This is a genomic window from Tenuifilum thalassicum (assembly GCF_013265555.1).
Classification (GTDB): Bacteria; Bacteroidota; Bacteroidia; order Bacteroidales; family Tenuifilaceae; genus Tenuifilum; species Tenuifilum thalassicum.
This window is the reverse complement of the sequence record NZ_CP041345.1, coordinates 905510-924856: the sequence shown is the minus strand read 5'-3', so window position 1 is coordinate 924856 and position 19347 is coordinate 905510. Positions and strand designations below refer to the sequence as shown.

The window sequence follows — 19347 nt, the reverse complement described above, 5'->3', positions numbered from 1 at the left end:
ATACAATTATTCAATGATTTTAATTTTATTTGCCTAACAAAAAAAATTACTAAACCTAATTTTAATACCAAATGGAAAAAATTAGACAAACACTGCGTGATCACGCTTGGGCAAGATGGACTGCCCTTGGGATTGTAGCATTTACAATGCTAACAGGATACTATTTAACCGATGTTATGGCACCTTTAAAAGGGCTACTCGAACAACAGTTAAGTTGGGATAGTTCAGAGTATGGCTTTTTTACTAGTGCTTATGGTTGGTTTAATGTATTCCTTTTCATGCTTATCATTGGAGGTATTATTCTTGATAAGATGGGGGTTCGGTTTACTGGCCTATCTGCAGCTGTAATAATGGTATTGGGTACTGCAATAAAATATTGGGCTGTATCAACACATTCACTTGATGGACAAACCTGGAATATCTTATGGCTTTTCCCCATGAAAGCTCAGGTTTTTATGGCTGCTCTTGGATATGCCATATTCGGAGTTGGTGTGGAAGTTGCAGGTATAACAGTATCAAAAATTATTGTGAAATGGTTTAAAGGTAAAGAACTTGCTCTTGCTATGGGGCTTGAAATGGCAACTGCTCGAATGGGAACTGCACTGGCACTAGCAACATCTGTTCCCTTGGCAAAATCACTTGGCCATGTCTCAAAACCAATTCTTGTTTGCTTAATTCTCCTTGTAATTGGTTTAATCGCTTTCTTTATTTACACTTTTATGGACAAAAAGCTTGACGCTTCACAAGCTGAGTTTGATAAGCAAAACAATGTTGTTAATGAAGAGGAAGAATTTAAAGTATCTGACATTTTCAAAATTGTTACAAATAAGGGTTGGTGGTATATAGCTATTCTGTGTGTTCTTTTCTATTCGGCAGTATTCCCATTTTTAAAATATGCCGCTGATTTAATGGTTAATAAGTTTGGTGTTCAAGAATCATTGGCAGGCACAATTCCAGCAATGCTTCCTTTTGGAACCATTCTATTAACTCCTTTATTTGGCAATATTTACGACAGAAAAGGAAAAGGTGCAACAATAATGCTTATTGGCTCGCTATTACTAATTTTTGTGCATGGAATGTTTTCAATTCCCTTCCTTAACCATTGGATAATTGCAATTATTCTAATTGTGATTTTAGGTATTGGTTTCTCTTTGGTTCCATCTGCAATGTGGCCTTCCGTACCTAAAATTATACCTGAAAATCAACTTGGTACAGCGTACTCGTTAATATTCTGGGTGCAAAACTGGGGTTTAATGGGAGTACCTGCTCTTATTGGTTGGGTTCTTGATAAGTACTGTGTGACAGGTCAAAAAGTTGTTGAAGGCGTGACTGTTAACACATACAATTATACATTACCAATGCTTATCTTTACTTCTTTAGGTGTTCTAGCTCTTATATTTGCTTTCCTACTTAAAGCTGAAGATAAAAAGAAAGGGTATGGCCTTGAACTACCTAACATCGAAAAATAGCAATGAATATACTAAGGGGGCATCCAATCTTTGGATGTCCCTTTTGCTATTCTTTGGGCTTCTTTTCCTATCGTTTAGTACCATATCACAAACTGTAACCTCTGCAGTAAGCATTAATCGTTTTGTAACTGAAGTTGAATTCATTAACGAGCATAGCATATTGCTAACCACTAATATCATGCTAATCTCTACTCAAAGCAATGTAAATGATGTTTTAAGCTTTAGAATCCCCAAAGGTGAAGAGCTAAGGGTTAGAAAAAGTAAGCTAAGAGTTACTGATTCTAAGGGGAATGTTATTTGGAAAGGTAGTGTTAACAAAAAAATAGAAAATGGGAGTATCGCACTGAGCGGAATTAAAGGAATTAAACCAGCAGTTTCATTTCCACTAACCGTTGAATGGGAAACTTCGATATTAATTTATGCAGTTAACGAAGAGTTTACATGGCCTTCTATCAATGAAAAAGAAATGCCTATTCGTTACTTAGGATTTAGAGTTTTTGCCGATGATAACATTTTAAAAACAATACAAACCAATATACCGGAAAGTTCCCCGTTAATGGACCAATCAACCGGACTAAGAGGATTGGTTTGGGAGCTATACGGCTATGAAAATAATAAGGCCGTGCAAAATGCACAGCCTATTGAAAATCCTTTTGTTAAAATTAATATCGAAAATTAATCGGAAACAATTGTTTCATCCCTATTAGGCCCAACAGAGATAATTTTGATTGGCACACCTGTTTCCTTTTCTATAAACCTGATATATGCTAGAAGTTCGTCGGGTAAATCATCAAACGATTTAAAACCAGAAATATCTGTTTTCCATCCTTTGAACTCCTTGTAAATGGGTTCTACTGGTATGCTTATGTCGAATGGTAACCGGTCAGTTTCTTTGCCATTAACTTTGTAGGCAACAGCCACCTTAATAGTTTCAAAGGGGCTTAACACATCCGACTTTGTCATAATAAGTTGAGTTACCCCATTAATCATAACAGCATACTTTAAGGCAACTAAATCGAGCCAACCACAACGCCTTGGTCTTCCAGTTGTTGCACCAAACTCGGCACCTATCTTTCTAATTTTCTCACCCGTTTCGTCATGAAGCTCAGTTGGGAAAGGGCCAGAACCAACACGAGTACAATAAGCTTTAAAAATACCGAATACCTCTCCAACCTTATGAGGAGAAATACCTAAACCTGTACAAGCACCCGCACAAATTGTGTTTGATGAAGTAACAAATGGGTATGATCCAAAATCGATATCAAGTAGTGAGCCCTGTGCACCTTCGGCAAGAATCTTCTTTCCTTGTTCTAAACAGCTATTGATTTCATATTCCGAGTCGATAAGCTCGTACTCACGAATTAGGTCAATTCCTTTAAACCACTCATCTTCATGCTTCTCAATGTCACTCTGGTAGTTATACTGCCTTAAGATCTCCTTGTGCTTATTCTTAAGGAAGTTGTACTTCTCTTTAAAGTTGTCAAGAAGTATATCGCCAACCCTTAGGCCATTCCTCCCTGTTTTATCCATATATGTAGGGCCAATTCCTTTTAGTGTAGACCCTATCTTTCCTTTTCCTTTAGCTGCTTCAGAGGCAGCATCAAGTTCACGATGTGAAGGTAAAATCAGATGAGCCTTTTTGGAAATCTTCAGTGTTTTCTTAAGATTAACGCCTAACTTTTCGAGTGAATGTATTTCTTCGGCTAGGATTATGGGATCAATTACCACACCATTTCCAATTACATTAATGCATCCAGGATGAAACACACCCGATGGAATAGTGTGAAGCACATGCTTAATGTTATTGAACTCAAGCGAATGGCCAGCATTTGGTCCACCCTGAAAACGAGCAATTACATCGTAATTGGGAGTAAGAACATCAACTACCTTTCCTTTTCCTTCGTCACCCCACTGAAGACCTAGGAGGATATCTACTTTATTCATTACCATATAGTTTTTAAGCCAGGCTAATACATCATTTAAGCCTCTATGTTTAGTTGCATAAAAGCATATAAAGGTAATGAATTTAATAAAATGTAAAAAGGAAAGATATTAACAACTAATCAGCTATATCAATCTTGTCAATATCATCTTGACACTCCTTGCATAATCCATACAAGTATAGGGAGTGATGCGAAACTGTAAAGGAGCTGTTTTTCTGTGCAGAATTTATTATTTCCTGAATTCTTGGATCACAGAATTCAATCACCTTGCCACACCTACTACAAATTAGGTGGTCATGTTGCTTGCACTCATACGCCTTTTCGTAGAATGAAGAATTCTTCCCAAATTGATGTTTTACAACAAGGCCACAATCTAAAAGTAAATCTATTGTATTGTAAAGAGTTGCTCTACTTACTTGATAATTTTTGTTCTTCATTTTAATATAGAGGGTCTCTATATCAAAATGAGATTCCTGATTATAAATTTCTTCAAGAATAGCGAATCGTTCGGGCGTTTTTCTATGTCCCTTACGTTCTAAATAATCAGTTAGTATTCGTTTTACAACTACCTTGGTATCTGTGCAGGTCATAATTTGGACTTAGAATGAATTTAAATAGCAAAAATATAATAATATTTACTAAATGCAACTTAATAAACAGATTAGAACTAAAAATGTTTGAGAAAAATATAAATGATTTTTGCGCACAATAAAAAGCAAAACAACTTCGACCAACTAAATAGACTTCTTTTATTATTTAATCGTCAAATTTATCGATTCGTTTAACGTTATCAATTCCTTTAATTTTCATTATGTTCAGAATCAAATTATTAAGATGAGTTACATCGTGAACATAAAGATCGATATACCCTTCAAAAATGCCATCGTGGCTTTCGATATAGAATTTTCTTATGTTCACCATAAGTTCTTCGGAAATCACCCTTGTTAGCTCAAGTATAATTCCAATTCTATCCATGCCGCTAACTTCAATTCGGGCAAGGAAAGAGAGGGCCTTCTGGGTTGTCCATTTAGCAGCTACAATTTTATCGCCATGCTGAGCCATAAGCCTAACAGCCTCGGCGCAAGTTGCTTTATGAACAACAACTATGTCATCGGGTGAAAGATAGCCCACCACCTCATCTCCAGGAATGGGATTGCAACACTTTGCAACAATGTATGAAGGGTTCTCGGTATCGGTATTCTCGCCAATAACAAATGGCTTTCGTAAGTCATACTTAATTTTTTCATCCTCCTTCTTTTCCTGCTTATTATCTTTACGTCCGAGCTGAAGTTTCCAATACTTTATCCATTTACTCTGAGTATTCTTTTTAAGAATTTTTCTCAGATTATCAAGATTAACAAGCCCAGAACCAATTTTTGCATAGAGCTCATCCTTTGAGGTCGCTTCGTAAGCAGGAAGAATCTTTTTAAAAACCCTAGAAGAGGGTTGTATTCCCATCTCCAGAAGCTTTTCCTCGAGCAACTTCTGACCTTTTTCAATACGATTCCTTACCTCACCTTTTAGAGCGCTTTTAATTGCTGCTTTAGCTTTTGCCGTAGTGGCAAAATCGAGTTGCTCCCAGCTTGGTTTCTGCGAAGCCGCAGTAATAATTTCAACCTGATCGCCAGTATTTAACCTATGGCTCAGAGGTACGAGTTTATGGTTTACCTTTGCTCCAATAGCTTTATTCCCAATTTCGGTATGTATTTCATAAGCAAAATCAAGGGCGGTTGCCCCTTTGGGAAGGCTACGGGTTTCGCCTTTAGGCGTAAAAACAATAATCTCAGAAGTAAAGAGGTTAAGCTTAAATTCATCAAGAAATTCCAAGGCGTTCTCCTGTGGGTTTTCTAGCATTTCTCGTACTCGTCGAATCCACTTATCCAACTCATTTTCCTGTGTAGTGGTGTCCATCTCCTTATACTTCCAATGAGCAGCAAAACCACGCTCTGCAATATCGTCCATTCTGCGTGAGCGTATCTGAACCTCAACCCATTTCCCATCGGGGCCCATTACAGTACAGTGCAAAGCCTCATACCCATTGGCCTTTGGCGTGCTCACCCAATCTCTTAACCTATCGGGCTTAGGCTTGTAGATATCGGTAATAAGCGAGTAAATATGCCAGCATTGCGTTTTTTCAGGAATATGAGGATAAGGGTTAAAAACGATGCGAACAGCTAACAAATCGTATATCTCTTCAAATGAGACGTTTTTGGTTTGCATCTTTTTCCAAATGGAATAAACCGATTTGGGACGACCGCTAATTTCAAAATCAATGTTATTCTCTTCTAGCTTTTGAATAATTGGGAGAGAGAAATGATTAATAAGCTGCTGACGGTGCTTTTCGTTATCGGCAATTTTATTTCTTATCTCCTCATAAACCTTAGGATACCTATATTTTAAGCTAAGATCTTCGAGTTCAGTTTTAATTGCATATAGGCCTAACCGATGAGCAAGGGGAGCATAAAGGTAAATGGTTTCACTGGCTATTTTCATTTGCTTTGTGGTGGGTAGCGAATCCAGCGTTCTCATATTATGGAGCCTATCGGCAAGTTTAATCAGGATTACACGAATGTCTTCGGCTAGAGTAAGAAGGATTTTTCTAAAGTTCTCGGCTTGAATGGTTGAGTTGGCATCAAATACATCTGTAATTTTAGTTAGCCCATCAATTATTGAAGCTATCTTTTTACCAAACATTCGCTCAATATCCTCAACTGTATAATCGGTATCCTCAACCACATCGTGCATAAGAGCGCATGCCACGGCTTTTGCCCCAAGTCCAATTTCAGAGGTTACTATTTTGGCAACAGCTATAGGATGCAATATGTAAGGTTCGCCTGATTTCCTTTTTACTCCTTTATGTGCCTCATTGGCCAGGTTAAAAGCTTTGACAACAAGCTGCTTCCCTTCCTCGGTGTTACATCGGGTGCAACTCTTTAAAAGGTCTTCAAAATGCTCTTGTATTAGTCTCTTTTCTTCTTCGGTTTGTAAGTCCATAAATCAATACTTAACAGCTACCTATTAGTGTAAACAACTGATACGCTACCATTCTTAATAATTTCGCCAGCATTGGAAGTGCTAATTACCAAGCGATAAACATAGGTTCCTTCCTTTACAAATTCGCCTTTACTATTTCTTCCATCCCAACCTTCGTTACCATGATAAACCACCCCACCCCATCTATCATAAATGGTAAGAGTAAAATTAGCATCGAAAGTGATAATTGGCTTAAATAGATTTCGCTGGTGTCCATAATTACTTCTCACATCACTAGGCGATAAAGCTGTGGGCATGGTTACCCCAGGCAGTATTTCGGTAGACAGCTCCCTTGAGCGACTCAAAGTTACCGTATCGCCACTAGGTGTTAGCTCTATTCCTTCAATATAATAGTTAAAAACAATTCGATAAATTGGATCTTGCCCCTCAAACCCCGATAAATCATCGGTAAATTCAGTGTTAGCTATACCATCAGCTATCCTTTCTAAATTACCAACACCAGTAATCTCATCATTTACTGTAAAAGACCTTCGATATATTGAGTACACTATGCTATTATTTAGCCTATCTGGTTTTCTCTCTGTATCCTTAAACATGTCAGTCCATTGAATCTCTACGTTCTTACCCTTTGGGCTTAACCTGGGAATAATTGAGTTACAAAGATTTGACACCATGACTGCTTGGTCGCATCCATTGTACGCATCAATTTTATAGTAAAATTTTCGTGTTCGTGCAGCCCAAGTATTATTAGTATCAATACTCATAGTTTTAGTTGGGTCTGCAAATTGTTCAACTACAATTGCACTAAATATACTTTGAGAAGTGTCGGGTTGTTCCCATCGCCAAAGTTTAAAGTTGGTAATTCCTGTATTTGGGTCGATGGTATAGTAAATTTTATTTCCATTATTTGTAGCTACAACGGAATCGATAAATGCATAGGTTGGTCGAATTGCCATTTTAGTATGAATAAGATAAAGGTTTGAATAGCTTTCGTATCCTTTATCTATTCTGGTAGCTTTTATGTAGAAAAAGTAATCGGTATTTTCTAGGACGTTTCTAATGCTATACTTGGTAGTATAGCCATCGAAATCACCTATTTGTTGATAGTTTGACCAATTTAAATCATTACCCATAAACAGCTGGTATCTAACATTTTTATATGGTGCATCAGCATCCAAAGGCCAACCTTCATACAACTCCCACGACAAGTCAATTTTTGCATTACAGCTATCGTAGTTTGAAGTAATCCAAACAAGTGAGTGATAAGGAGTTTGCTGGCTAGGCTCGTTTGCGCCAAGTGAAGCAACCCTATAAAGTGCCCGTTTCCCATTTGCATTAGCGCCTACATGAGTGTAGGAAAATGTATTTTGGTCAACAGTATCTATTGGCTCCCACCCATCTCCACTTGGATTATCTGGGTCACGTGGAATATAAATTATATATCCTAGCGGATCGGCAATCTGAGGTTCATGGGCTGGTGGTGTCCAATATATTGTAACGTTACCATTATCGAGATTATTGGTTATATAATCAAGCGATGGCGAATTGGGTTTAGGATCAACCTGTCCTAAAGCAAAACTAACAAGCCCTACAACCAGAGTTAAAACCAATACAATCCTTTGTTTCATCCTAAAAAGTATTTTGAGTAAAACCATCAGGAATTTGGCTACCCGATACGCTAAATACCATACTATCAGTATCAAAATATTTACCTGCCAATTCCATTAACTGTTCTGGAGTAACGCTATTAATGGTATTAATAGTATTACTGATATAATCAAAATCTAAATTATTGTACTCAAAAAGCCCAGCCAAACTATCGGCAATGGCAAAAGGCCCATCAAAGGTTCTAAGTACTTGCCCAATCATATAACCCTTTACCAAATTCAATTCATCGTTGCTAACGGGTTCCGATTTAAGCCTTTGTATCTCTTTTTTTATCTCGCTAATTGTATGTTCTACAAAGTTATTCCCTACTTCGGTTGAAACAACAAAAACCGACAGGTAAGAATGTGGTACAATAAAAGAATTTATCCCATATGTATATCCTTTATCTTCTCGAATATTGCGCATCAGTCTTGAGCCAAAATAACCGCCTAGAATAGTATTTAAAATCTGCAAAGCTGGCATATCGGGATGGGTTCTTTCTGGAAATATTCTCCCTATCCGTATTGATGCCTGTACCGCTTCATTCTTATACGTAAATATTTTTTTCTCGTTCGATTTAATCCTCGGTAAAATATATTCTTCATCGGTTTGACCATCAAATCTGGAACTGGCAAAACTACCTTTAATAAAATCAAGTTGTTCAGAATCAAAGTTACCCGTAATAACAATCGCACCACCTTTTCCTTTGTAGAACTTGTTGCTAAAATTGACCAGATCATCGCGCTCAATCATTTCATAATCGTGCGGTAATGCAAAGGTTCCATAAGGATGATTATCCCCAAAAAGAGCCTTGTAAAATCCCATTCTGGATAGCGTAGAAACTTTCTCCATTTCTACCAGTAAATTCTGTTTACCTTTTTGCCTAAAAATGTCTAATTCATGTTCTGGAAAGGTAGGATTAAGAAGCAAATCGGAAAATACATCGAAAGATTTAAAGAAATGTTTTCCTGTAGTGTAAAACGATACAGAGGCAAAATCTCTATTAATAGAAGGTTCAATGAAACTTCCATAAAAGTCTAACTCTTCGGCTATTTGCTTTGATGAGCGCTTTTTAGTTCCTTCACGTAAATTTGAAATTGATGCTTTAGCCACCAGTGACTTCGTTTGATATCGAGTACCTGCCCTAAAAATTACTTCAATTTTTATTAAATCCTGAGAGCCTGCCTTTGCCGAAATTACTTTAAATCCGTTGGAAAGTTCTATTATTTCGGGTTTGGGAATATTAATTTTTGAAACAGGTTTAATATTTGGTTGAACAGTTCTATCTAGCTCTTTTATTGCCATACTTCAACTTAGTTTTCATTGATTAAATTAGACTTGTAGTAAACTGTGGAGCAATTCTTCACATCAAAAACTTGATTCGCAACTCGTTTAATATCCTCGGCAGTTACAGCATTGTACCTATCAAGTTCAAGATTTAATAAGTTAGCATCGGAAAGCATTTCGTAATAGCAAAGATTTAAAGCATTGACCATAACCGATTCCTGTTCAAAAATGAAATTTGCCTCAAACTTATTTTTAACCTTATCAAGCTCATCGGTTTTCACTAATTTAACTTTTAGCTCCTCCAGCTCCTGGTTTAATGCTTCTTCGGCCATTTTAAAAGAAGTATTCTCGTAAAGCTGACCGGTTAAAACAAAAAGCCCCTCATCAACATCACCTGTAATGTAGGCATTTACAGAGCTGAAGAGTTGTTTTTCTTTAACAAGGCGCTGATAAAGTCTTGAAGAACGGCCATTTGAGAGCAAATCTGATAATAAATCGGTAATAGGAAAATCGGGATGCATCCGATTGCACATATGGTAAGCCTTATAAATGGCATTAAAGGGCACATCTCTCTCTAAGGTCAAACGCCTATGCTCATTCTGTTCTGGTTCTTTTGGAATAGCTTTACGGTCAATATTTCGTGGCTCAATTGAACCAAACCATCTTTTTGTCAGTTCAAGAGCCTTAACATCATCAATTGGTCCTGCTATACATAAGATAGCATTATTTGGAGCATAGTGGCCATAAAAAAATTCCTTAACATCATCGAGAGTGGCCTTTTGGATATGTTCAACCGACATGCCAATTGTGGGCCAACGGTAAGGATGTACTTTATATGCTAGAGGTCGGAGGTTTAACCATACATCGCCATAGGGTTGATTTAGATATCTCTGGTTAAACTCTTCTATTACGACACTTTTTTGAACATCTAAACTTTTTTGGGAGAAAGCTAGGCTTAGCATCCTATCGCTTTCAAGCCATAAGGCTGTTTCTATATTTTCTACTGGAACTGTAATATAGTAATTTGTTAAATCGTTCGTTGTAAAAGCATTATTTTCACCCCCTACCCTCTCTAATGGTTCATCAAAAACAGGAATGTTTACCGATCCACCAAACATTAAATGCTCAAAAAGGTGAGCAAAACCAGTTTTCTCAGGATTTTCATGCTTTGCGCCTACCTTATAAAGCAAATTTACCGCCGCAATTGGTGTGCTATAGTCGGTATGAACCAAAAGAATCAATCCATTTTCTAATCTAAATCGCTTAAAATCTATCATAACTTTAAAAAATATCCTCAATATTAACTATTTTTGTTGACGTTTTTTACTACAAACTTATAAGATTTTTAATTCATCCTTGCTAATTACGGTATCTTAATGTTAAAAAAATGACAAAAAGGGAGTTTGTTTTACCATTACTAAAACTATGGGTACGATTCCGAAGATTAGGCGAAAAAAATACAACTCTCATTCTAAGTTTTGTAGTTGGGCTTATTAGCGGATTAGCTGGCGTGCTACTAAAAAACACGCTACATCATTTCCGTAATCTAATAGCAGGTGTTGTGCCAATGGACTCAACGAATGCCTTGTACTTTGGGCTTCCTGCCATAGGCATACTTTTCACCATTCTTTTTGTACGATACATTGTTAACGACGATTTAAGTCATGGAGTAACAAAAGTACTATACTCAATCTCAAGACAAGGCAGCCAGATTAAACCCCATAATATGATCAGCTCCATTATAAGTAGTATTTTAACCATTGGTTTTGGTGGTTCTGTGGGGGCTGAGGCGCCTATTGTGTATTCTGGTTCAGCAATCGGCTCAAACATAGGCAAGTTCTTTCGACTTAACTATCAAACCCGTACCTTACTAATAGGATGTGGAGCCGCTGGTGCTATTGCATCTATCTTTAAGGCACCAATTGCAGGAATAATTTTCACGCTTGAGGTTCTAATGCTCGATCTAACAACCGCATCCATTGTACCACTTCTAATTTCGGCAGTTACCGCATCAACTGTAAGCTACTTTTTAATGGGACGAAACGTAGTTTTTGCTTACGAAGTAGTTCGTCCGTTTACTTTGCATAATATTCCTTGGTTTATCTTGCTAGGTATTTTTAGCGGCTTTGTTTCATTGTACTTCATTAGAACAACATTTACTGTTGAGCGACTGTTCAAGAAAACAAGGAGTCCATATAAGCGTTGGTTTTTTGGCTCCCTAGTTTTAGGGATTTTAATTTTCATTTTCCCACCCCTTTTTGGCGAGGGATACGATGTCCTTCAGGCTTTGCTCGACGGGAGATCTTCTTATATTTTTCATAATAGCCCATTATTCCAGTTCCAAGATAACATTTGGTTAATTTTAACTTCCTTATTCTTTCTTGTGGCATTTAAAGCCATTGCCAGCTCAATAACCAACGGAGCAGGCGGTGTTGGTGGTATTTTTGCCCCTGCCCTATTCATTGGAGGAGTATCAGGCTTTTTCCTTGCCCGAATACTAAACCTTTTTGACTTTATCAATATTTCTGAAAGCAATTTTGCCCTTGTTGGAATGGCAGGTGCAATGGCTGGTATTATGCATGCACCCTTTATGGCAATATTTTTAATTGCTGAAATTACAGGAGGTTATGCTCTTTTTATTCCGCTTATGATAACATCAACAATCGCCTTTTTAACCATTATGTATTTTGAGCCACACTCCGTATATACAAAAAGGCTTGCCCAAAGGGGGGAGCTAATCACACACCACAAAGACAAAGCAGTGCTAACACTGTTAAGCGTTAAGAAAGTTATTGAAAGGGATTTTATTCCAGTTCGCCCAACAGAAACCTTAGGAAACCTTGTTAAAAAGGTTAGCCAATCAAAAAGAAATATTTTTCCAGTCATAACCGATGACTTCAAATTTGTTGGTGTTGTTTCACTTGATGATATCCGACCTGTGATGTTCGACACATCTCAATACGATGCAATTAAAGTACAGGAACTTATGAATATCCCACCTGAAATTATCAATATTAATGACCACATGGAAGATGTAATGAAAAAATTTGAGTACACTAAAGCGTGGAATCTTCCTGTAGTTGATGGCGGTAAATATGTAGGTTTTGTATCAAAATCTAAAATATTTTCAGTTTACCGTAACCTACTTATTCAATTTTCAAAAGAATAATTACTGTAAATCAGAGCTATTAAGCCTTAAATGTAATTGTTGCAACTACCAGTTTTTGATTAATTAAACTAACTTTGCACATCAAAAATTCACGATAATGGACGTTAAAAGCCTGGTTTACAATCGAAATGTTGTAGAATTCGTTACAGTTGCAAAAGAATTTTGTGCTTTCCTTGAAAGTTGCGAGAATCACACTGCTAAATCATTTGTTGGAGCATGCAACAAAGTACTCCCATTACTATACTACAAAGCCACACTACTACCTGAAACAGAACCACTATACGATGAAGATACAGAAAGTTTTGTAACTGAAGCTGATTACTCCTCAATTGAAAATAAAGTAGAGTTTATTCTGGGTCAACACAACCATTACGTTGAGGTTAATGACCCACGTATCGATGAGCTTACAGGATATTTCACAGCTAGTATAGCTGAATATCTTGCAGACATTTATCAAGATCTAAAGAACTTTGTACTTCGTTACCACGAGGGAAATGAGTATGTAATGAACGATGCTCTTTGGGAGTGCATCTCTAATTTTAAAGATTATTGGGGAATTAGGTTAGCAAACCTAATAAGAGCCTTCCACATTCTTGCTCATAACAACATTGATCTGGATAAGATTGAGCACCCTGATGAAGAGAATCAGGAAAGGGACACATCGGACTGGTTTATCACCAAACGCCAACAAGATTTCGATCAAAACGAGCTTATTTAATGTTTAAACCGAATATTGACAAGGATGAGTTAAAAAACCTGCCCAGAATAACATTTCCTGGTCAGATTATCGTTGCAAACACCATAGAGGATATCGAAAACCTTATTCCAATTTTCAGTAAGGAAGAAGTTTTAGGGTTCGATACTGAATCGAGACCTTCCTTTAAGAAAGGAAAACAAAATGGGGTGTCGATAATGCAGATAGCTACAGGTGAACTTGCTGCAATATTACGTTTAAAAAAAACGGGCATTCCCGATTCGCTTAAAGACTTATTAGAAAATCCCAATATCATAAAAGTAGGAGCCGCTATACATGACGATTTAAAAGGGATTATAAAATTTAGGAAGTTTGAGCCAAAAGGGTTTTTCGACTTACAACATATTGCTCCAACATTTGGGATTGAAGAACTAAGTGTCAAGAAGCTATCTGCAATTGTACTAGGAGGCACAATTTCAAAACGCCAACAGCTTAGCAACTGGGAGGCAGAAATACTAACCGATGCGCAAGTGAGTTATGCAGCTACCGACGCTTGGGTGTGCAGAGAAATCTACATCAAGCTTAAAACGGCTAACCCTCAACTATAGCAAGTAATGGAAAATCCTAGAATAATACTAAAAGCTGGAAAAGAAAAATCATTGCTCCGTTTCCACCCGTGGATATTTTCTGGCGCAATTAGAACAATTAATCCTGAGCCAAAAGAGGGGCAACTTGTTGACATATTCAGTTCCAATGGTGAGTTTTTAGCAGCTGGACATTACGCTTCTGGGTCTATTGCCGTTCGTATTTTAACTTTCAAACAGGAGAATATTGATAGCAAGTTTTGGGATAAAAAAATTCAAAATGCTATTGACTTAAGAAAGCGAATTGGATTGATTGGCAACAATAACACAAACATTTTCAGACTAATACATGGAGAGGGTGACGGCTTACCTGGACTAATTGTTGATATCTATGGCGATACTGCAGTTCTTCAATGCCACTCGGTAGGCATGTACAATTCAAGAAAAGAAATCGCAAGTGCAATAACAAGAAATTTTCAGAATTCAATTAAAGCCGTATTTGACAAAAGTTCAGGGACCGTTCCTCTTAGGGAAGAGCTTTTACCTAACGATGAATATCTAATTGATGAGAGAAACTCTCAAACGACGTTTATAGAGAATGGCAATGAGTATCTAATTTCTTGGGAAACTGGACAAAAAACTGGTTTCTTTATCGATCAAAGAGAGAATCGTTACCTTTTAGAAAAATATGCTAAAGGGAAAACTGTACTTAACACCTTTGGCTATACAGGTGGTTTTTCAGTAGCAGCTTTACGAGGTGGTGCTAAAAGAGTTGTAACAGTTGATAGCTCAGCCTCGGCAATTGAACTTGCAACCCAGAATGTTAAAGTTAATTTTGGAGAATCTGCACCACACGAAGGAGTTGTTGCTGATGCTTTTGAATATCTAAAAAGGTGCAATGAAACTTTTGATGTAATTGTTCTTGACCCACCAGCTTTTGCAAAACATAACAAAGCATTACGAAATGCTCTGCAAGCGTATAAGCGATTAAATTTAAGCGCTATTCGGCTTATTAAACCAGGAGGGCTTCTATTTACGTTCTCCTGCTCTCAGGTTGTTAGTAAAACGGATTTTAGAAATGCAGTATTTTCTGCATGTGCAATTTCTGGAAGGAATGCAAGTATAATTCATCAGCTCACACAACCAGCAGATCATCCCGTTAACATCTATCACCCCGAAGGCGAATACCTTAAAGGATTAATCCTAAGAATAATTTAACGAATAAAAACCCATGTACTTTTACTAGATAAAGTGTCGCTATATGAATACCCCTCCAAATCGAATAACTTAAGCTGATTTACATCTGTCAATTGATTTTTAGCTACAAATCGAGTCATTAACCCCCTAGCTCGTTTTGAGTAAATAGGAACTACCTTTAAACCATTGGGTTTATATTCTTTAAACTCAATATTAATAACCTTATCGCCAAAAACTTTTTTATCTACAACTCGCGAGTATTCATTGGATGCTAAATTTACAAGATAGCCATTTCCAACCTGTTGTAACATAAAGTTTGTAATGGTTTTACCCCAATACTGGTACAAAGAGTTAAATCTGTTGAATTTAATCTTTGTTCCCATTTCCAATCGGTAAGGCTGAATTAAATCTAATGGTCTTAGGGCGCCATATAAACCGGACAGGATAAAAACAGTATCATTTATAAAGCGAAGCTCTTCTTTACTAAAATCTGCAACATTAATTCCTCGGTAAACCTCACCAGCAAAAGCAAAAATTGCAGGATGTGAGTTTGAAGCGGACTCATTCCACATGGCGTAACGCATATAGTTCAGTTCTAATAGTTTTTGACTAACTCCCAACAACTTGCCAAGCTCATTCTGGTTTAGTGTTTGTATATATCTAACAATATCTCTTGCCCCTTCAAGAAATTCAGGTTTAGAGTATTCCAAATCATTGTACTCAACTTTATCGTTAATTTTTTTGGCTGGTGATAAAATGATTTTAAAGTTTGTTTGCTTACTCATAAAAAAAGCTTTTTATATGCAAAGAATTAAAATTTATAGTATCTTTAAGTTAGTAAACAATATTAACAAGTTTCTGTTTAAACTTGAGGATAAAGCACACCTTTTCAGCCAGATATGAAAAAAAATAAATTTGCCACAGCAGCTTTAAGTTTCATGTTGTTTTGCATGATGCTATTCCCAACCTACAGTTTAGCTGGTTCGCCTGAAAAGGTTGTTTTACAACTTAAATGGAAACATCAATTTCAATTTGCAGGGTATTATGCTGCCATTGAAAAAGGATATTATGCCGAAGAAGGTATTGACGTAGAAATACGAGAGCTGCCGCAAAAATCTTCAGTAATTGATGAGGTTCTTTCAGGGAATGCACAATTTGGTGTAGGTAATGCAGAGATTCTTACTAGCTACATTAATGGTGCACCACTTGTGGTTCTTGCTCCCATTTTCCAACAAAGCCCTGTTGCCCTAGTATCACGTGATAGTAAAAACATTCTCAGCCCCCACGACCTTATGGGTAAGACCATTGAGATTAATCCTAGAAATAACGGCTCAATCGAAATTCTTACCATGCTCTCTTTAGAGGGTTTAAAACCAACTGAATATAAGGTTGTAGGAACAGGACTCTCGCTTAATAAGTTATTAAATAACCAAATTGACGCTACGGAAATTTACCTTACCAACGAAACCTATTTTTTAGAAAAGTTTGGAATACCATATAATACTATTTTACCTAAAAAATATGGCGTTGACTTTTATGCAGAATGTCTATTTACAACTAAAGATTACGTTCGTAAGAACTACCAAATAGTTGAAGCATTCATCAGAGCCACAATAAAAGGTTGGGAATATGCCCTTAACCATCCAGAAGAAATCTCGCAATTAATTCAATCAAAATACAAAACAGCTAAAACTCTTGACCATCTATTATACGAGGCACGCAAAGTGAAAGAGTTTATTCAACCAAATTTTGTAAATATAGGACACTCCAACAAAGGTCGCTGGCTTCAAATGATGGAAACCTTATACCAGGCTGGAATTATCAACAAAACCAAACCCCTTGACGATTTTATCTTCAAACCTAAAAAACAGCCCTTTGCATTTATCAAAAACCAGCTACTCTATACCCTTTTAGGTTTACTGATAATAATCGTTGGAATAACTCATTACTATCTAACCCACAGAAAGAACCAGAGAGTAAAGGCGAATCAGGATGAGCTAAATAGACAAATAAATGAGTTTAAAAGAGAATTAAATGTACTAACAAATCAACTTGATTTAACTCTTCAAAAAAACAAAGAGCTTGAAAAATTTAAGGAATCGTTACTTTCAAACTTATCATTTGAAATTAGAACCCCATTGAATAACATTATTGGTTACAGCGAACTACTGAATGATCCCAAAATAAAATTTGCTCAAGCATATCAGTTCTCAAAAGAAATTAACAAGAGCTGCCGTACACTACAAAATCAAATTGACAACCTAATTGATTTATCAAAGTTAGAATCAAACCAGTTTCGTCTGGTTTATCAGCGCATCAATTTAACCGAGTTGATGGGAATGTTCCAAATTATGCTTTTAAATGAGCTGAAGATATCGGACAAAGAACATATCGCCATTAAAACATTCCTTGATCATGATGAGATCGATTTTGACATTTTATCGGATCGAAATCTTTTCAAAGGTATCTTTCAAAGACTTATTAACAACTCTGTAAAGTATACTTCGCAAGGATACATCGAAATTGGACTAAGGAAATCGGATAGGGAAAACCATTTGTTATTCTGGATTCAGGACAGCGGCACTGGTATGTCACCAGATAAAGCAAAACATGTTTTTGATAGCCTAAAGATTAATAATATACAAAAAGATGAGGGCTCAATAAAAATGGGCCTCCCAATTGTTAAGGGGATAGTAGATTTAATGGATGGCCGTATATGGTTGGAAACTGCTGAGGGAACGGGAACAACAGTTAACATTGAGATTCCCTACACTCCCATTGGAAACAGAAAAGCAAAACCAGAATTAAAGTCTTCGCCATTTTATATTCAACAAGATCCCCCAAAACTAAACGGGAAAACTATTCTGGTGGTAGAAGATATACAATCGAACTACATACTTCTTAGCCGTTTACTTAGCGAAACTGGATGTACTATAATCCATGCAAAAAATGGAAAAGAGGCTTTAGACAAACATAAGCAATTTCAGAACATCGATCTGATTCTTATGGACTTACGTTTAGCAGACATGGATGGTATTGAGATTACTCGGCAAATAAGAAAGCAGGATACCCAAGTTATCATTATTGCACAAACAGCTTATAGTTCTGGTGTTAAGGTTAATATGAGTATCGAGGCAGGATGCAATGATTTTATCACCAAACCTATAAGCCGAATAGACCTATTCAATATTCTTAGAAAATATCTTCTGAAGGATGAATTTACAGCCTAAAAAGGCATTCGAGCAAGGGGTGGCTCATCAATAGGTGATACTTTCCCATTTTTAAAATTATAGTACCCAGCAATTGCTATCATAGCTGCATTATCGGTTGTGAACTGTTTTTTCGGAAGAAAAATATTCCAACCTTTTCTTTTACCTAACTCAGAAAGTGCGCTTCGAAGACCCGAATTTGCGGCAACTCCACCTGCTATAGCCACATCATATACTTTGTAGGTATGTACAGCCTTTTCTAGTTTTGAAAGCAGTATTTCAATGATGGTACTTTGTAGCGATGCGCAAATGTCAGCTAAATGATTATTTATAAAATCTTTATCTTCCTCTTGCTTATCGCGTAAGGTATATAAAAACGAAGTTTTTAACCCGCTAAAGCTAAAATTAAGGTTAGGGATTTTAGGTTTTGAAAATTTGATAAATTTAGGATCTCCTTCAGCAGCTAGCTTATCAATCATAGGACCACCAGGGTATGGTAAACCTATTACCTTAGCACACTTGTCGAAGGCCTCCCCTGCCGCATCATCAATGGTTTGACCAACCACCTCCATATCCAGAGGACTACGTACCAAAATTATCTGCGTATGACCACCTGAAACTAAAAGGCAAATGAATGGCAACTTAGGCAACTGACTTTTAGAGTCTTCCAGTACAAAATGGGAAAGGACATGCCCTTGCAAATGGTTTACTGAAATAATAGGGATTCCTAATGAGAGAGCTAATCCTTTGGCAAACGATGACCCTACAAGAAGCGAACCTAACAAACCTGGTCCACGGGTATAAGCAATGGCATCAATATCAGAAATGAATACACCTGCTTTGCTTAACGCAGTTTCAACAACTGGTATAATATTGGCCTGATGCGCCCGAGATGCTAACTCAGAAACAACCCCGCCATAACTTTTGTGAACATCCTGACTACTAATCACATTCGACAAAAGCCATTGATCTTTTATAACTGCTGCCGAAGTATCATCACACGATGATTCTATCCCTAAAATTGTTATGCTCATCAATAAAAAAGTGTTGAATGCAAAAAAATCGTTAAATCCTCTCAATTACTATTTAAAAACCCCAAGCAATTCTATAATTTAGGAACAAATTTTGAACCCACTTTATAAAACAGGACAAAG

15 protein-coding genes are annotated in these 19347 nt (G+C 36.8%); 7 read left to right on the top strand and 8 right to left on the bottom strand.

Features of this window, described 5'->3' with window-relative positions; translation table 11 throughout:
- Positions 1-71 precede the first annotated feature (71 nt).
- Complete coding sequence (locus FHG85_RS03805; protein WP_173073142.1) at positions 72-1469, top strand: MFS transporter; 1398 nt, start codon at positions 72-74, stop codon at positions 1467-1469.
- Positions 1438-2148: a hypothetical protein gene (locus tag FHG85_RS03800; RefSeq protein ID WP_173073140.1), complete on the top strand. Its 711-nt coding sequence runs from the start codon at positions 1438-1440 to the stop codon at positions 2146-2148. The genes FHG85_RS03805 and FHG85_RS03800 overlap by 32 nt, the downstream gene beginning before the upstream one ends.
- Here the strand turns inward: FHG85_RS03800 and FHG85_RS03795 are convergent.
- The 6 genes from FHG85_RS03795 to FHG85_RS03770 all read right to left on the bottom strand — a co-directional run bounded on the left by FHG85_RS03795 (position 2145) and on the right by FHG85_RS03770 (position 10617).
- The gene (locus tag FHG85_RS03795; protein WP_173073138.1) at positions 2145-3413 is read right to left on the bottom strand and encodes an adenylosuccinate synthase; all 1269 of its coding nucleotides are present in this window, start codon (positions 3411-3413) and stop codon (positions 2145-2147) included. The two genes, FHG85_RS03800 and FHG85_RS03795, sit on opposite strands and share 4 nt — an antisense overlap.
- Positions 3414-3528: 115 nt before the next feature.
- The gene (locus FHG85_RS03790) at positions 3529-4002 is read right to left on the bottom strand and encodes a Fur family transcriptional regulator (RefSeq protein ID WP_173073136.1); all 474 of its coding nucleotides are present in this window, start codon (positions 4000-4002) and stop codon (positions 3529-3531) included.
- Positions 4003-4168: 166 nt separating this feature from the next.
- Entirely contained in the window at positions 4169-6406 is a 2238-nt protein-coding gene (locus FHG85_RS03785; protein WP_173073134.1) for a RelA/SpoT family protein, read from the bottom strand.
- A 17-nt stretch (positions 6407-6423) separates the two neighbouring features.
- Positions 6424-8034: a T9SS type B sorting domain-containing protein gene (locus tag FHG85_RS03780; protein WP_173073132.1), complete on the bottom strand. Its 1611-nt coding sequence runs from the start codon at positions 8032-8034 to the stop codon at positions 6424-6426.
- Between the two features lies 1 nt (position 8035).
- On the bottom strand, positions 8036-9358 hold the full coding sequence (locus tag FHG85_RS03775; RefSeq protein ID WP_173073130.1) for a M16 family metallopeptidase: 1323 nt from the start codon (positions 9356-9358) through the stop codon (positions 8036-8038).
- Between the two features lie 8 nt (positions 9359-9366).
- Positions 9367-10617: a M16 family metallopeptidase gene (locus tag FHG85_RS03770; protein ID WP_173073128.1), complete on the bottom strand. Its 1251-nt coding sequence runs from the start codon at positions 10615-10617 to the stop codon at positions 9367-9369.
- A 110-nt stretch (positions 10618-10727) separates the two neighbouring features.
- Here FHG85_RS03770 and FHG85_RS03765 point away from each other — a divergent pair, with 110 nt between their 5' ends.
- From FHG85_RS03765 to FHG85_RS03750, 4 genes are all read left to right on the top strand, one after another.
- A complete protein-coding gene (locus FHG85_RS03765; RefSeq protein ID WP_173073125.1) occupies positions 10728-12509 on the top strand; it encodes a chloride channel protein in 1782 nt (593 codons plus the stop codon).
- A gap of 97 nt (positions 12510-12606) precedes the next feature.
- Positions 12607-13227, top strand: coding sequence for a DUF5063 domain-containing protein (locus tag FHG85_RS03760; protein WP_173073123.1), 621 nt, complete (start codon positions 12607-12609; stop codon positions 13225-13227).
- Positions 13227-13811, top strand: a complete 585-nt coding sequence (locus FHG85_RS03755) for a 3'-5' exonuclease (RefSeq protein WP_173073121.1) — start codon at positions 13227-13229, stop codon at positions 13809-13811. The genes FHG85_RS03760 and FHG85_RS03755 overlap by 1 nt, the downstream gene beginning before the upstream one ends.
- A gap of 6 nt (positions 13812-13817) precedes the next feature.
- Complete coding sequence (locus tag FHG85_RS03750; protein WP_173073119.1) at positions 13818-15005, top strand: class I SAM-dependent rRNA methyltransferase; 1188 nt, start codon at positions 13818-13820, stop codon at positions 15003-15005.
- Here FHG85_RS03750 and yaaA read toward each other — a convergent pair.
- Positions 15002-15769 carry a peroxide stress protein YaaA gene (gene yaaA, locus FHG85_RS03745; protein WP_173073117.1) on the bottom strand — a complete coding sequence of 256 codons (768 nt, stop codon included), beginning with the start codon at positions 15767-15769 and terminating at the stop codon, positions 15002-15004. The two genes, FHG85_RS03750 and yaaA, sit on opposite strands and share 4 nt — an antisense overlap.
- A gap of 114 nt (positions 15770-15883) precedes the next feature.
- On the opposite strand from yaaA, the gene FHG85_RS03740 reads away from it, so the two are divergent.
- A complete protein-coding gene (locus FHG85_RS03740) occupies positions 15884-18214 on the top strand; it encodes an ABC transporter substrate-binding protein (RefSeq protein WP_173073115.1) in 2331 nt (776 codons plus the stop codon).
- On the opposite strand, the gene tsaD is transcribed toward FHG85_RS03740, so the two are convergent.
- A complete protein-coding gene (tsaD, locus tag FHG85_RS03735; protein ID WP_173073113.1) occupies positions 18211-19227 on the bottom strand; it encodes a tRNA (adenosine(37)-N6)-threonylcarbamoyltransferase complex transferase subunit TsaD in 1017 nt (338 codons plus the stop codon). The genes FHG85_RS03740 and tsaD overlap by 4 nt on opposite strands.
- Between the last annotated feature and the right edge of the window lie 120 nt (positions 19228-19347).

Bases quoted from the DNA above. Each gene is read 5' to 3' on its own strand.
- FHG85_RS03805 (WP_173073142.1), top strand. From the start codon at position 72: ATGGAAAAAATTAGACAAACACTGCGTGATCACGCTTGGGCAAGATGG.
- FHG85_RS03800 (WP_173073140.1), top strand. From the start codon at position 1,438: ATGGCCTTGAACTACCTAACATCGAAAAATAGCAATGAATATACTAAG.
- FHG85_RS03795 (WP_173073138.1), bottom strand. From the start codon at position 3,413: ATGAATAAAGTAGATATCCTCCTAGGTCTTCAGTGGGGTGACGAAGGA.
- FHG85_RS03790 (WP_173073136.1), bottom strand. From the start codon at position 4,002: ATGACCTGCACAGATACCAAGGTAGTTGTAAAACGAATACTAACTGAT.
- FHG85_RS03785 (WP_173073134.1), bottom strand. From the start codon at position 6,406: ATGGACTTACAAACCGAAGAAGAAAAGAGACTAATACAAGAGCATTTT.
- FHG85_RS03780 (WP_173073132.1), bottom strand. From the start codon at position 8,034: ATGAAACAAAGGATTGTATTGGTTTTAACTCTGGTTGTAGGGCTTGTT.
- FHG85_RS03775 (WP_173073130.1), bottom strand. From the start codon at position 9,358: ATGGCAATAAAAGAGCTAGATAGAACTGTTCAACCAAATATTAAACCT.
- FHG85_RS03770 (WP_173073128.1), bottom strand. From the start codon at position 10,617: ATGATAGATTTTAAGCGATTTAGATTAGAAAATGGATTGATTCTTTTG.
- FHG85_RS03765 (WP_173073125.1), top strand. From the start codon at position 10,728: ATGACAAAAAGGGAGTTTGTTTTACCATTACTAAAACTATGGGTACGA.
- FHG85_RS03760 (WP_173073123.1), top strand. From the start codon at position 12,607: ATGGACGTTAAAAGCCTGGTTTACAATCGAAATGTTGTAGAATTCGTT.
- FHG85_RS03755 (WP_173073121.1), top strand. From the start codon at position 13,227: ATGTTTAAACCGAATATTGACAAGGATGAGTTAAAAAACCTGCCCAGA.
- FHG85_RS03750 (WP_173073119.1), top strand. From the start codon at position 13,818: ATGGAAAATCCTAGAATAATACTAAAAGCTGGAAAAGAAAAATCATTG.
- yaaA (WP_173073117.1), bottom strand. From the start codon at position 15,769: ATGAGTAAGCAAACAAACTTTAAAATCATTTTATCACCAGCCAAAAAA.
- FHG85_RS03740 (WP_173073115.1), top strand. From the start codon at position 15,884: ATGAAAAAAAATAAATTTGCCACAGCAGCTTTAAGTTTCATGTTGTTT.
- tsaD (WP_173073113.1), bottom strand. From the start codon at position 19,227: ATGAGCATAACAATTTTAGGGATAGAATCATCGTGTGATGATACTTCG.